The sequence below is a fragment of the Microbacterium sp. genome (genome assembly GCF_031179285.1).
In the GTDB taxonomy this organism is placed as follows: domain Bacteria; phylum Actinomycetota; class Actinomycetes; order Actinomycetales; family Microbacteriaceae; genus Microbacterium.
The window spans coordinates 1-13809 of sequence record NZ_JAPSHY010000046.1 but is presented as its reverse complement, the minus strand read 5'-3'; the positions used below and the strand labels follow the sequence as shown (position 1 = coordinate 13809).

At 66.3% G+C, this 13809-nt stretch carries 12 protein-coding genes; 9 read left to right on the top strand and 3 right to left on the bottom strand.

The window, feature by feature from the left end; all coding sequences use genetic code 11:
- Positions 1-49: 49 nt before the first annotated feature.
- Complete coding sequence (locus RIN18_RS16650; RefSeq protein ID WP_309105108.1) at positions 50-1072, bottom strand: LacI family DNA-binding transcriptional regulator; 1023 nt, start codon at positions 1070-1072, stop codon at positions 50-52.
- Between the two features lie 193 nt (positions 1073-1265).
- Here RIN18_RS16650 and RIN18_RS16645 point away from each other — a divergent pair, with 193 nt between their 5' ends.
- From RIN18_RS16645 to RIN18_RS16625, 5 genes are all read left to right on the top strand, one after another.
- A complete protein-coding gene (locus tag RIN18_RS16645; RefSeq protein WP_309105107.1) occupies positions 1266-2504 on the top strand; it encodes a sugar ABC transporter substrate-binding protein in 1239 nt (412 codons plus the stop codon).
- A gap of 65 nt (positions 2505-2569) precedes the next feature.
- Positions 2570-3478: a sugar ABC transporter permease gene (locus RIN18_RS16640; RefSeq protein WP_309105106.1), complete on the top strand. Its 909-nt coding sequence runs from the start codon at positions 2570-2572 to the stop codon at positions 3476-3478.
- On the top strand, positions 3460-4332 hold the full coding sequence (locus RIN18_RS16635) for a carbohydrate ABC transporter permease (protein ID WP_309105105.1): 873 nt from the start codon (positions 3460-3462) through the stop codon (positions 4330-4332). The genes RIN18_RS16640 and RIN18_RS16635 overlap by 19 nt, the downstream gene beginning before the upstream one ends.
- Before the next feature lie 58 nt (positions 4333-4390).
- Entirely contained in the window at positions 4391-5782 is a 1392-nt protein-coding gene (locus RIN18_RS16630) for a glycosyl hydrolase family 32 (protein WP_309105104.1), read from the top strand.
- Complete coding sequence (locus RIN18_RS16625) at positions 5779-7239, top strand: GH32 C-terminal domain-containing protein (protein WP_309105103.1); 1461 nt, start codon at positions 5779-5781, stop codon at positions 7237-7239. The genes RIN18_RS16630 and RIN18_RS16625 overlap by 4 nt, the downstream gene beginning before the upstream one ends.
- 10 nt (positions 7240-7249) lie before the next feature.
- On the opposite strand, the gene RIN18_RS16620 is transcribed toward RIN18_RS16625, so the two are convergent.
- On the bottom strand, positions 7250-8197 hold the full coding sequence (locus RIN18_RS16620; protein ID WP_309105102.1) for a hypothetical protein: 948 nt from the start codon (positions 8195-8197) through the stop codon (positions 7250-7252).
- 70 nt (positions 8198-8267) lie between these two features.
- Here RIN18_RS16620 and RIN18_RS16615 point away from each other — a divergent pair, with 70 nt between their 5' ends.
- From RIN18_RS16615 to RIN18_RS16600, 4 genes are read left to right on the top strand one after another with little or no spacing between them, the layout of a single operon-like run.
- On the top strand, positions 8268-9356 hold the full coding sequence (locus RIN18_RS16615) for a hypothetical protein (RefSeq protein WP_309105101.1): 1089 nt from the start codon (positions 8268-8270) through the stop codon (positions 9354-9356).
- A 43-nt stretch (positions 9357-9399) separates the two neighbouring features.
- Positions 9400-10770, top strand: coding sequence for an extracellular solute-binding protein (locus RIN18_RS16610; protein WP_309105100.1), 1371 nt, complete (start codon positions 9400-9402; stop codon positions 10768-10770).
- Positions 10770-11720 (top strand): sugar ABC transporter permease, encoded by a 951-nt coding sequence (locus tag RIN18_RS16605; RefSeq protein ID WP_309105099.1) that lies wholly within the window; start codon positions 10770-10772, stop codon positions 11718-11720. Before RIN18_RS16610 ends, RIN18_RS16605 begins: the two co-directional genes overlap by 1 nt.
- Positions 11717-12562, top strand: coding sequence for a carbohydrate ABC transporter permease (locus RIN18_RS16600; protein WP_309105098.1), 846 nt, complete (start codon positions 11717-11719; stop codon positions 12560-12562). Before RIN18_RS16605 ends, RIN18_RS16600 begins: the two co-directional genes overlap by 4 nt.
- A gap of 9 nt (positions 12563-12571) precedes the next feature.
- On the opposite strand, the gene RIN18_RS16595 is transcribed toward RIN18_RS16600, so the two are convergent.
- Complete coding sequence (locus RIN18_RS16595) at positions 12572-13573, bottom strand: LacI family DNA-binding transcriptional regulator (RefSeq protein ID WP_309105109.1); 1002 nt, start codon at positions 13571-13573, stop codon at positions 12572-12574.
- Positions 13574-13809: the final 236 nt, after the last annotated feature.

Sequence of the window (13809 nt, the reverse complement as noted above, 5' to 3'; positions counted from 1 at the left end):
GATGACGATCCGCCACCCCGACGTCTGTGCTCTCAGCCTCCGCGGCGCTTCACCGCGCGATGAGGGTCGTCGGCAGCACCACGGTGCGCGCGGGCCCCTCCAAGCCTCCAAGTCTGTCGAAGACTAGCTGGGCCGCCGACTCGCCCATAGCGGCCGGATCCTGCGCCACGACTGTGAGCGGCCTGCGCAGCAGATCCGCGAGTTCGAAGTCGTCGAACGCGACGTGCGCGAGATCCGACCGTTGGAAAGACGGTGCGCGGAGAGTCGCAAGGGTGTTCAGGCTGTTCCCCGTGAACAGGGCCGTCGCTGGCCAGGTGCCCGCGAGCGCTTTTGTGACCGCTGCGTCGCAGCGGGCGATGTCCGGCGCGCCGAGGAACACCAGGCCGGGATCGTACGGTAGTCCCGCGTTCGCCAGCGCATCCCGGTATCCGGTTAGCCGCTCCGCGCCCGTGTAGACGTCCTCCGGATCGCCGATGAACGCGATCCGACGGTGACCGTCCTCGATCAGGTGCTGGGTGCCCGTGCGGGCACCGCCGCGATTATCGGCTAGTACGACGTCGGCCGCCAGCCCCACGGGCGGGCGGTCGGCGAACACGATGGGCAGGCCGGCGTCCGCCTCGTCTCGCAGGAACCCGTGGTCGAACGGAGAGGGGACGATGATGAGTCCGTCGACGCGACGCGAGATGAGCGACAGGGTGAGTGCGCGCTCGCGCTCCTCGTCGTCGGACGAGGATGCTGTGAGCAGCAATGTTCCGGCGTCGTGCGCGATGCGTTCCACGCCGCGTGCGATGTTGGACTGTATCGGCTCGCCGATGTCCTCAACGATCAGGCCGATTGTGGACGTCTGGCCTTGTCGAAGGCTCGCGGCTCCCGCGTTTCGACGGAATCGTAGCTGTGCGATCGCGCGCTCGACCGCCTGTCGGGTCTCCTCGCTGACGTGCCGCTCTCCGTTGACCACGCGCGAAACCGTCTTGATACCCACGCCAGCCAGAGCCGCGACGTCCCGCATCGTCGGCCGGGAGACTCGGCCCGCTCCCGGTGGCGCGGTCGGCGTCTTTGGCTCCCGTGTCATCGGCACCCTCCTCCGGCAACCCTAGCGGACCGTATGCCGGTGGCCGGTTTGCTGCTGACCTGACAACGATAGCGCTTGCGATCAGCAAACAGGACACAGGCTCTTTCAATTCGCGCGGACTCGTGGCATGCTGTAGGCCGACAACGTTGTCGGTCTCGTGATCGCCGACGATATCCCGAGAGAGGTCCAACGAATGAAGTCAGCAAAGCTCGCCCTCGCCGCCGGCATGACGTCGGCCGCAGCGTTAATCGTCACCGGATGCGCACCGGCCGCACCCGACGGTGACGGAGGCCCCGTCGAACTCCGATGGATCATGTCCGCCGACTCCCAGGCGGAGGTGGACGTGTGGAAGCATCTTGCGGACATGGTCCACGAGAAGTACCCCGACATCACCGTGAAGTTCGAGAGCACGCCGTTCAAGGACTACTACAACAAGCTCACCACCCAAGCCGCCAGCGGTGATCTCGCGTGCATCGCCGGACTGCAGGCGCAGCGAGTGCCCGACGTGGGATCGCTGTTCACCGACCTGACGGCATCCTTCGAGAAGACCGATTTCGACATCTCCGAGTACGAGCCGTCGATCGTCGAGGGCTTGCAGCAGGACGGCAAGCAGCTCGCCGTGCCGTACGATCTGGGGCCCTACGTCTTGTACTACAACAAGGATTTGTTCGACGCTGCCGGTGTACCGGTGCCGAGTCCGGGCTGGTCGGTTGAGGAGTTCACCGCCGCAGCCAAGGCGCTCACCAAGGACGGCGTCCACGGCTTCGTGGCGGACGCGACGCCCGACATGTGGCTGCCGTATGTTCTGAGCATCGGCGGCGACTACATCAAGGACGGCAAGCCCGACCTCACCAACGAGGAGGTCGTTCAAGGCTTCACCTGGGTGACCGAGCTCGCCACCAAGGAGAAGGTGGCTCCCGCTCCGCCCGCGAGCGGTGCGTCGAACTGGCCGGCGGACCAGTTCCGCAGCGGCAACGCCGCGATGTACGTGGACGGTCCATGGCAGTTGATCAACACCAAGCAGAACGTGGACTTCACGGTCGGCCTCGCGACGACCCCGGCCTTTGACGGTACGTCGGTCACGACGATGTCCGGCACTGGCTTCGGCGTGACGACCTCCTGCGAGAATCCCGAGGAGGCTTGGAAGGCCATCTCCGTCATCATCGGCCCCGATGCCCAGGAGTACATCGCTGATGCCGGGCGAGGCTTCCCCGCCTACAGCGCCGCGCAGGACCACTGGTACGAGACCGCTGACGTCGACGGCGCAAAAGAGGCCATCGACACGGCGCTGAGCACGGTGAACGTGTACAAGACCACCCCGAAGTGGAACCAGCTGTCGGCGTTGCTGCAGCAGTACGGCGTCGAGGCATTCAACGGCAGCAAGGCGCCGGGCGACGTCCTCGAGCAGGTGCAGAGCCAGGTGGCGGGCTGACGCCTGTGCCTCGACTCACGATCGGCCCGGGGTCCTCGAGGCCCCGGGCCGGGAGGACGACAACCATGATCACGAACGAGCAGCAAAGACGTGAACGCATCGCTCCCGGGGAGCGCCTCGCGGTTCTCGGATTCCTCTCGCCAAACCTTCTCGGCTTCCTCGCCTTCACCATCATTCCGATCGGCGCATCGCTCGCGCTGAGCTTCTACGAATGGCCGTTGATCGGCGAGGCCGTCTTCACCGGTTTCGACAACTTCGTCCGGCTGTTCACCAGAGATCCCGTGTTCTGGCAGATCGTCGGCAACACACTGTACTTTGTGGGTGGCTACGTCATTCTGAACCTGATCGTCTCGCTCTCTCTCGCACTGTGGCTGACATCCCGCGTTCGCGCGAAGGGTTTCCTCCGGTTCGTGTTCTTTCTCCCCGTCGTGAGCCCCATGGTCGCCAACGCCGTCGTCTGGCGGCTGCTCTACACCGAAGACGACGGCCTGATCGCCTGGTTCTTCAAGACCTTCACCGGCACAGCCGGCCCCAACTGGCTCGGAAGTGCTGAATGGGCGATGCCCGCCGTCATCCTGATGTCGGTGTGGGCGGGCTTCGGTTACAACATGATCATCTTCGTCGCCGGCATCGAGTCCATCCCGTCGAGCCTGTATGAGGCGGGCGCCCTCGACGGGGCGAACTGGTGGAGCAAGCAGTGGCACATCACGCTTCCATTGCTCACACCGAGCCTGTTCTTCGCCACGGTGATGACCATCATCTCGTCGCTGCAGGTGTTCGCGCAGCCGTTCGTTCTGACCGGCGGCGGGCCGGGCTCGGCCACGACCACGCTGGTGTTCTACCTGTATCAACAGGGTTTCCAGTCCTACGAGATGGGCTACGCGTCCTCTATCGCATGGTCGCTCTTCGTGCTGATCATGGCGATCACGTTCGTCCAGTTCCACAGCCAGAAGAAGTGGGTGCACTACTCATGACGGCCCTCGCCGCACCTGTGAGCCATCGGCTGCGCGCCGCGATCGGACTCGGCATCTCCCAGGTCTTGATCATCGTCGCTGCCGTGATCACCCTCATCCCGTTCGTGTGGATGCTGTCGACAGCGCTCAAACCCGCAAGCGAAGTGTTCTCCACCCCGCCTACGCTGGTGGGCTCGAGCATCGAGTGGGGGAACTTCGCCGCAGCGTGGAACTACCTGCCGTTCGGCCAGTTCATGCTCAACGGCGTGATCGTCTCGGGAGTGGGGACGCTGATCGTCGTGGCCAGCTCGGCCATGGCCGCATACGCGTTCTCCCGATTGAAATGGCGGGGACGCGACGGCGTGTTCCTGATCTACCTCGGCACACTGATGATTCCGCAGGAGGTGCTCATCGTGCCGATGTTCATCATCATGCGTCAGCTCGGCTGGGTGAACTCCTATCAGGGGCTGATCATCCCATGGGCGTTCACTGCGTTCGGCACATTCCTGTTGCGGCAGTTCTTCCTCTCGCTGCCCGACGAGCTGGAAGAGGCGGCGCGGATCGACGGCGCCAGCCGCTGGACTTCCTTCACCCGGATCATCTTGCCCCTGGCGACCCCCGCACTGGGCACGCTCGCCGTCTTCACCTTCATCGGCTACTGGAACAGCTTCCTGTGGCCCCTGCTGATGGTCAGCGATGTCAACATGGCCACCGTGCCGCTCGGGCTGAACATGTTCCTCGGGCAGACCGGCAACCAGTGGAACCTCCTGATGGCCGCATCCACGATCTCCGTGATCCCGAGCGCCATCATCGTCATCGCCTTGCAACGGTATCTCGTGTCCGGCATCGCTCTCAGCGGCATGGGCGGACGCTGACGCACGGCATCCCTCACCGCAACGCTCCGATCTTCCAACGCACAATGAAAGGACCCCTGTGCACCAGCTCCACTACCAGCCCGACGGCGTCTGGTTCGGCGACTGCATGCCGATCCATGCCAACGGCGAGTTCTACCTGTTCCACCAGCGCGACACCCGCAACCCCGGCCCCTTCGGGGAGCCGTTCGGCTGGGCGCTGGCCACGACCAGAGACTTCGTGACGTACACGGATCACGGCGAATCGCTCGAGCGCGGCGCCGACGACGCGCAGGACCAGTTCGTCTTCGCCGGCAGCGTGTTCGAGGCCGACGGGCGGTTCTACGCGATGTACACCGGCTATAACCGCGACTATCCCGCGCAGGGCAAGCCATCGCAGGTGCTGATGCTCGCGGAGAGCGATGACCTGGTGCGCTGGACGAAGTCCGACCGGAAGCTCGTGCCGCCGCAGCCCGGGTATGACCCGAATGACTGGCGCGACCCATTCGTGCTGCGCAACCCCGAGACGTCGGAGTATCTGATGATCCTGGGCTCCCGCAAGGTAGGTGAAAGGGTCCTGACCGGGTCGACCGTGGCCTTCACGTCCCCGGACCTGGAGAACTGGACGTTCCAGGGCGACTTCTGGGCGCCCGGGCTGTACAGCATGCACGAGATGCCGGACCTGTTCCAGCTGGGCGACTGGTGGTACCTCCTCACGACCGAGTACAGCGACAAGTCCAAGACCGTCTACCGGATGAGCCGCGATCTCGCGGGTCCGTGGAGCGCGCCCGTGGATGACGCCTTCGACGGCCGCGCCTACTACGCAGCCCGCTCGGCCTCCGACGGTGAGCACCGCTACCTGTTTGGCTGGGTGCCCACCAAGGAGCGTAACGACGACGCGGCCCGCTTCGAGTGGGGCGGGACCCTAGTCGTGCACGAGGTGCTGCAGCGGGCCGACGGCTCGCTCGCGGTCGGCATTCCCAAGGGTATTCGCGAGGCTTTCGCGCCGGCGGAGCCGGTCGCCGGTGGTCAGGTGTCCGTCGCGGCGGCCGACGGGGTGGCCGAGCAGGTGCTGATCGAGGATGCAGGGGAGCTTTTCCATCTCTCGTTCGGCCTACGGATCCGGCCGGGCACCCGGTCGGTCTCGATCCGCCTCCGGGAGGATCTTGTCACCGGGCAGGGTTACGAGTTCCGCGTCGACGCGGGCGAGCAGCGCCTCGTCTTCGACCGCCGGCCGAACTACCCCTGGTATCAGTACGACAACCGGGGGCTCGACCGTCCCCTCTCACTCGAGGCCGGCGCAACGCATCGCATTGACCTGATTGTGGACGGCTCCATCGCCACGCTCTACCTTGATGGCGTTGCGCTGAACGCGCGCATGAACATGGTGCCGGGCCAGGCGATCGTTCTCAGCACCGTCGACGGCGGTGCTGAGATCGTTGACGCGGCCGTCACGCGCGGGCTCGCGGCATGAGCCGGCTGTTCTACCTCCCGACGGATGGGTGGTTCGGTGACGTGATGCCTTTCGTGCAGGAGGGCGTGTGTCACCTCTTCTACACGCACCTCGATTTCGACGACGAAGGGGTACCTGATCGCTCGAAGCGGCTCAAGTGGGGCCACCTCAGCACGCGCGACTTCGTGACGTTCGAGGAGCACGCCACGGCGATCCCGGCGGGCGGGGCAGAGGATCCCGACCTCCTCGCCGGCGCCGGCTCGGTGATCGGACCAGTCGACGGGCGCTACTACGCGTTCTACGTCGGCATCCACCCGCACGCGCACGAGCGCGGCGAGGTCGAGCAGGTGGTCCTGCGGGCAACCTCCACTGATCTGGAGACCTGGAGGAAGGATCCCGATTTCCGCCTCGAGGCGGACCCGCGCTGGTACGACCGCAATGCCTGGCGCGATCCGTTCGTGATTCCCGATGGCGCTGGCGGGTGGCGGATGCTGCTGTGCGCCCAGGAGAACATCACCCCGGCGCGCCGCGGAGGGGCGGTCGGGCTCGCGGTCTCGCAGGATCTCGACCATTGGGAGGCGCGGCCTCCTGTCTTCTCCCCGGGCGTGACACTGGCACCGGAGTGCCCGGAGATCTTCGATCTGGGCGGTCGCTCGTACCTGCTCTTCTCCACCTACTCGGACAGGTTCGCGGCGCGGTATCGGATGCAGGAGAGCGAACGGTGGGTGGCGCCGGCATGGGATGCCCTCGATTCCAACGACCTCTACGCTCCCACCAGCGTGGAGTTCGACGGACGCCGGCTCCTCATCGGGTGGCTCGCCACCAGGCAGGGCGACCGCGACCGTGGCAAGCGACAGTGGGGTGGCGATCTCGTCGTTCACGAACTGGTGTCGCGCACCGACGGCACGCTGGGCGTGCGCCCAGCTGCATCCCGGCTCGCGGCATTCCAAAAGCTGGAGGCCGTCCCGTGCCCCCAGCGGGGCGAGTGGAAGGTCTCCTCGGGCGGCGCGTCCGGTCGCGGCGAACCGTTCGCCTGGGCACGTCTCGCAAACCTCGATGAGACCCCCGAGCGTTCCACCCTGCTCCACGCGAGGATACGGCTCGACATGGACGCCGAGGAGTCGGGAATCGCGATTCACGCGGCTGACGACTTCACGAGCGCCTACCTGATCCGGTTCGAACCCGCCCGCGGCAGATTCGTGTTCGATCGCCGCCCGCACGTCATCGAGGTCCCGTTCGACGCCGACGCCGATCGGGGGTATGTGAGCGACCCGGATTTCGAGATCGAGCGCCCGCTCGCGGCCGGTGCCGAACACGAGGTGACGATCATGGTCGAAGGATCGTGCATCTCGGTCTACGTCGACGACGTCGCGCTCACCACCCGTGGGTACGACCTGCGAGGGGGATCGATCGCTGCCTATGCCGCCAGTGGCGGCATCGAGGTGATCAGCCTGCGTGTCGCCGAACGGACTGTTTGACGACCCCGGGTCAGGGGGAGGGGTGCCCGCCTTCCCAGAGCTCGAATCGGGCGCCTCCGGGTGAGGTGCCGGTGACGGCGGCGATGGTTCCGGCATCCGTCGTGACCTCGACCACATCGCCGAACGTTGCAGACGGGAGGCTGCGCACCGCCTCCTCGACATCGTCGACGACGAACTGCGCGCCGTGGAATCCGCCGCGCAGCGGCCACTCCTCCCGTCGAGGCAGCCCGCTCTCCTCCGGGTAGGACATCAGCTCCATCTTCGTCCCGCCGGCAGCGTCGCTGATGTTCACGCAGCGCAGCGGGGTGCTCCGCGGGTGGTACATGAGCTCGATCATCGCCTCCGAGTCGGGGTACCCGTCGCCGACGACCACCAGGCCTGCCTCCGATTCCCAGAACTGCCGCTCGACGTCGTTGTCATCGACGACCCAGCACAGCATCACCAGCTCAGAGTTGATCCGCTCGTCGTGCGCCAGCATCGTCGGCCAGTGGTTGGTCGAAACCGTGACATCGGTGATGTACACGGTGATCTCGTCCGGGCCCTGGAACAGCACCTCCTGGTTGAGGAAGTCCTCGGCGTCCGGCGTGATCGAGCGCTCCGGCCCGTAGGGCACGAGAGGAGTGATGTTGTGCGCGCCCGCCCGTTCCACGGCGGACATGGTCAACGCGAGATCGCGGGTGAAGAAATCCAGCCCGTAGGCGCCGAGATCCAGGGCGCGGAACGGCGGTGCCGCGTGCGGCGTCTCGACGAGCCGGATGAACGTCTCGGAGCGGGGCGAGCGCATCGCCAGCTGCCTGGCCTCATCGTCGAGACCGTAGAGGGCATACGCGGAACGGCGGTCGAGGGGTGGCAATGCCCACGGAACGCAGCCCAGCGCCGAGAAGAACAGGGCCGCACCGGCAAGGTCGGTGGTGCCGACGACTGCTGCAGTGGGGTGGGTGAGGACGGGATCGGTCATGGGGGCATTCCTTCTTTCTAGGGGCATCGCCGTGGCATCGCCGCGTCTGTGCCACGTGTGAAAAAACGTTTTGGCACCATATCGCCGTAACGGTGCCCGAGTCAAGCGCGCGAAATGCGGTCAAGGTGTTGACATCGATCCGCCACGAACGTACATTGTGAAAAATCGTTTTGGCAGCGAAGTCGTCGATGAGGAGCATGTGATGAGCCGGGAAGTGCTGACCCACCCAGAAGTGACCGTCATCGGCGCGACCGACATCTATCGCGCCGCTGCGTTCCTTTCCATCTTCGGCGCGCAGCCCGAACCGGTGCCGAGCATTCCGGCTTCCGTGGCCGCCGAGCTCTACGGCGTGGATGCCGAGCTGGCGCAGCTGGTGCTGCGAACCCCCGGCGCGCAAGGATCGGTGCGCCTGGTGCAGACCCCGAACGCGGCTCCGCCGTTCGAACCGCTGGTGGCGGGGCCGTACGGCATCGATTTCTACACGACCGACATGGAGCTGACCCTGCGCCTGGCCGAGGCGGCCGGCGCGACCGGCTTCTCACCCGTCGTCGGCTACGAATCGGAAGGGACGGTCTCGCACGACAAGGTCGCCGACCGGCTGCAGTACGAAGCCCGCCTGCTCGCCCCCGACGAGATGTCGGTGTTCCTGACCGACGTTTCCACCTCTGCCGTTGCGTTCCCCACGGCGCTCACGGGGGACCTCGACCGGCTGCATTCGGAACTGCTCATGCTGTGCTGGGTGGTGGAGGACATCGAGGTCGAGAAGCGATTCTGGAGCGCCGAGGCCGGGATGGATGTCGTGGTGGACGTGTTCTGCGGGGCCGAGGAAATGCAGCAGCTGATGGCGCACCCCACCGCAACGCCCCTTCGCTGCGTCAACGTCGCCGATGCCGATAAGCACCGCCGGATGGAGTTCATGGCCTACCCCGACGAACAGCTTGGGCGCCGCCCCGATTGGCCGCTCACCGGGGGGCTGCACGCCGCCGGGTTCTACGTCGACGACATTGAGGAGGCGATGCGAGCCCTCCCCACCGCATCCTTCGGCACCCCCGTGGTCGCCGACGATGGCAACGGCCCGCTTCGCGCCGTCGCGGGCAGCTCGCCCGGATCCGTGCGTTTCGAACTTTGGGAGCGCCGGCCCGCCGGCGGCATCCGATGAAGGCAGCAACCTGCAAGGCAGCGATGTGCAAAGGAGCATTCTGATGACACCCTCATACCGCGACATCCTTCCCCGCCAGGCCGAGCTGCCGCGGCGGACCGTCCTGAGGGCCGGCGTCCTCGGCGCCTCCGCCCTCGGCCTGAACGCTATGCTCAGCGCCTGCGGCGGCCAGGGTAGGCCGGCGGGCTCGACCAGCGCCGACACCCAGATCGCTCCGCCGGGAAAGGCGAAGGGCACCGTCTCGATGCTCGCGTTCAACACCCAGGACCAGAGCACCCCTGGCGCCAAGGCGCATTACGAGCGCCGGCGCGTTTGGTTGGAGCAGAACCCGGAGGCGGAACTCCGATTCGACAGCACGCCGTTCGAGAACATGGTGACCGTGGCCACCACGCGGTATCGCGCCGGTGAATTGTCCGACACCCTCTCGCTGGTCCCGGGCACGCTGCAAGACGGCGTCTTCCCGACGCTCGCTCCGCTCGATCGCGCCGACTTCCCCGACCTCGATGAGACCTTGACCCTATGGGACTTCACCACCCTCAAGCCGGGCGGGCGCGAGGCCGCGGGCATCCCGATCGGTGCCCAGGGGACGATCTGGTACTACAACAAGGCGCTCTTCGCGCAGGCGGGGCTCGATCCCGAGAACCCGCCGATGACCTGGAGCGAACTGACCGACAGCGTCCAGAAGCTGAAGGCCGCCGGCATCACACCGCTGACACTCTCTCGCGGATTCGCCCCGTTCTTCCTGTACGCCGGACTGCTGGTTCAGTTCCTGCCGCAGCCGGAACAGATCAGCGAGTTCCGCACCGGGAAGATCAGCCTCACCGATGATCGGTTCGCCGTGCCGATGCAGACCCTCGTCGATGCCGTCAACGACGGCTGGTTCGCGCAGGGCTGGCTCGACAAGGAAGACAGCGACGCCGAGGCCGATGTCGCTAGCGGCAAGGTCGCGATGGCGGCTGGGCAGATCGGCGGGAACAACAACTGGGCGGTGTTCGACCAGAAGCTCGGCAAGGACGGCTACGGCACGTTCCTCACGCCGCTGCATCCGGATGCCGACGAGCAGATCGCCTACCTTACGCCGGATTTGATGTTCTCCCTGAACAAGAAGAGCGAGAACCCAGCGGCAGCGCGCTCGTGGCTGGCGTTCATTGGCTCGAAGGAGGGGCAGGAGATCGGCCTCACGCTCGGCGGAGTGCTGCCCAACCGGACCGACGTCGACGTGGCCTCGCTCGTCGACAGTCCCGCGCTTGCGCGCATCTCGACGTTGATGACCTCGGTGCCCGCGAACGAGGTGGCGCTCGACTTCCTCGCAGGCGCTGCCTCGAACACGTTCTTCTCGGACTTCCCGGCGGCGCTCGCTGCCGGCGACGTGAAGGGGTTCCTGGCCGAGCTGCAGAGCCAGCAGGAGGGCTGATGACAGGTCACTCGGAGCTCGCTCCGGGGCGTGTCGACCCGCGGGGGACGGAGGGCGAGGTAGACCTCCCGGGCCCCCGCCGTCGTCGCCGTCGAGCGCCGGCGGGCTTGCTCTTCGTGGCTCCGGCTCTTGTGCTGATCGGATTCTTCGTCGTCTACCCTCTGGTCCGGCTGGCGTACCTTGCCTTCACCGAATACGACGGCTTGCAGCCGGAACAGTGGGTCGGATTCGCGAACTACGCCGACCTGCTCGCATGGGAGCAGTTCCATCGTTTCCTGCTCAACACCACCCTGCTTCTGCTCGGCATCCCGGTGTGGATTGTGGTGCCGTTCACCTTGGCGGTTGCCATGTTCGGCGTGCGCGGCAGCGGCCCCGCCCGCGCCGTCCTGCTGCTTCCGGCGCTGCTTCCACCGGTGGTGGTCGGCTCGGTGTTCCGGATCATCCTCGCCGACAACGGGCCGCTCAATGCCCTGCTTCGATCGATTGGGCTCGATGTGCTGGCGCCGGCGTGGCTGTCCGATCCGAGCGTCGTCCTGATGACCGTCGTCCTCGTGATCGCGTGGGGCGTGACCGGAATGGGCGTGATGTTCTACTCGGCGGGCCTGAGCACCATGGACGAGGAGGTCGTGGAGGCCGCCATCCTCGACGGCGCGACGTGGCGTCAGTTGGTCTGGCATGTCTACCGGCCCGCTCTGCGTCCGGTCACGCGGTTCTGGATGCTGCTCCTGGTACTGCTGACCGTCACCTCGTTCTTCCCGTGGATCTTCAGCCTGACCAAGGGCGGCCCGGGCGGCACATCCACCACCGTCGACTACGCGATCTACCAGTCCGGCCTGGTCAACAACGACCTGGGCCGCGCGGCCGCGATCTCGGTCGTCGGAATCCTGTTCGTCGCACTCGTGCTCGCGGTGATCCGCGCAGCGCGACGTCTGTCGGGGGCTGATCGATGACCGTGAACACCGCGGCGCACACCATGTCGAACGCGGTCAGAATCGGGATCTGGACGGTGATTGCGTTTTCGGTCGCCGCCGTGATCCTGCCCCTGGCGTGGGTCGTGCGACTCGCGTTCCGTCCCCTCGACGCGTACACCGGCGATCCCACCGGTCTCGACGGCGGTGTCACCCTCGAGAACATCCAGGGCGCGTGGGATGCGGGGATCGGGAGCGGCCTGCTGACCTCCGCGCTGATAGTGCCCTTGGGCGCGTTGATCGCGACCGTGCTCGCCACGGTCACCGGATACGCGCTCGCCAAGGAGGACGTACCGTTCCGCCGCGGCGTGACCGGGCTGATCGTGGCGACCATCGCGGTGCCGCTCACCTCCCTCGCGGTGCCAGTGTTCGATCAGGCTCTGCAGTTCGGATACCTCGGCTCGCGCCCGGCGCTGGCAGTCGTCTACGGAGTGTTGTTCACCGGCTGGGGCGTGTTATTCATGTCCTCGTACTTCTCGGCATTGCCGGACGAGCTCCTTGAGGCCGCTCGTTGCGACGGCGCGGGCCGGGTCCGGACGATGGTCGAGGTCGCCTTTCCGATCAGCATCCCGGCGATGATCAGCATTTTCGTTGTCAACATGTTCAGCATGTGGAGCGAACTGATCATCGGCCTCGTGCTGTTGCCCACGACCAGTCAGCAGACCGCCGCGGTCGTGCTCGCGCAGTTCGCTACGCAGTATCGCTCGGGGGGTCCCGTGACCGCTGCGGCGATGCTCATCATGATCCTGCCGATGGTGGTCGCGTTCTTCGTGTGTCAGCGCTGGCTGAAGGCCGAGATCCTCGGCGGTGCCGTGAAGGGTTGATGCGGGTCTTCAGCTGCTGCGACGTGTGGAGTCGCGCCGACGGAGCGTGTGGCCGATCACCGTCGGGGCAGCGTCGGTATCGGTCACCGGTGGTCTGCCGGCGAGCAGCAGCCGGCGCACGGCCGCCCTCCCGAGACTGTCAGGATGCAGGTCGATGGCCGAGATCGACGGCGAGGAGTATCGCAACAGTGACGTGTCATTGCCGGCCACGATGCCGAAGTCTCCCGGTACCACCCAGCCACGCTGCCGCACCACCGAGACCGCACCGATGGCGCCTGCTTCGCTGGTCGTGAACAGCGAATCCACCTCCGGGTGCGCATCCAGCAGCGCGGCGACGGCGCGTCGGGCCGCGGACTCGTTCTCATTGCGGATGCGCGCGATCGGCACCGCGCATCCGGTTCGCGCCGCCCAGGCGCGCGCCTCGTCGACGCAGTCGCGGAAGAAGGAGACCGACGTCGGGCTGGTGAGCACGGCCGGATGCCGGTAGCCCGCGGACTGCAGGTGACTCAGCGCAGTGCGGGCGACGGCGTGTGCGTCGTTGTCGACGAAGAACAGCCGTGAAGGGGACTGAGGGAGCATGCGGTCGGGGAGCCGGCCAATCGTGACGAGGGTACCGCCGGTCTCCAGCAGGAACTGCACGAGCGGTTCCGTCCCGATCGGGTCGACCACGATCGCGCGGGTGATGCCGAGAGCGATCAGCTCCGACTCGGTCAGTTCACGTGGCAGAACCACCAGTGGGTGGCCGGCGCTCAGCGCCTCAGCGGACGCGCCGTTCAGCATGTCGTTGAAGTACGACGAGTTCGGCACCAGAGAGTTGCCACCGCTCGGTGAAATCTGGATCGCGAACAGCGATGACTGTCCGGTGCGCAGGCCGGCAGCATTCGGGTTGGCGACATAGCCGAGGTCCGACGCCGCCTTCAGCACGCGCTCGCGAGTGCTCATCGTGATGCGCCCCTTGCCGTTTAGGGCGTGGGAGACAGTGGTGATCGATACGCCGGCCCGAGCGGCCACATCGGCTATCGAAACCCTCACACGGCGAGCCTAGCCGTACCGGCTCCCGCGGGCGGTTCGACAGGCTCGGCGTGCGTGGCTAACGACGACGGTGCGTGGAAGCGCTACTGGCATCCGTACGGCACGATGGCATGAGCGCTCTACGGAAGGGAACCATGGAGAAGGTCATTCTGGACTGCGATCCGGGCCACGACGACGCGATCGCGATCATGCTCGCCGCAGGCAACCCGTCGATC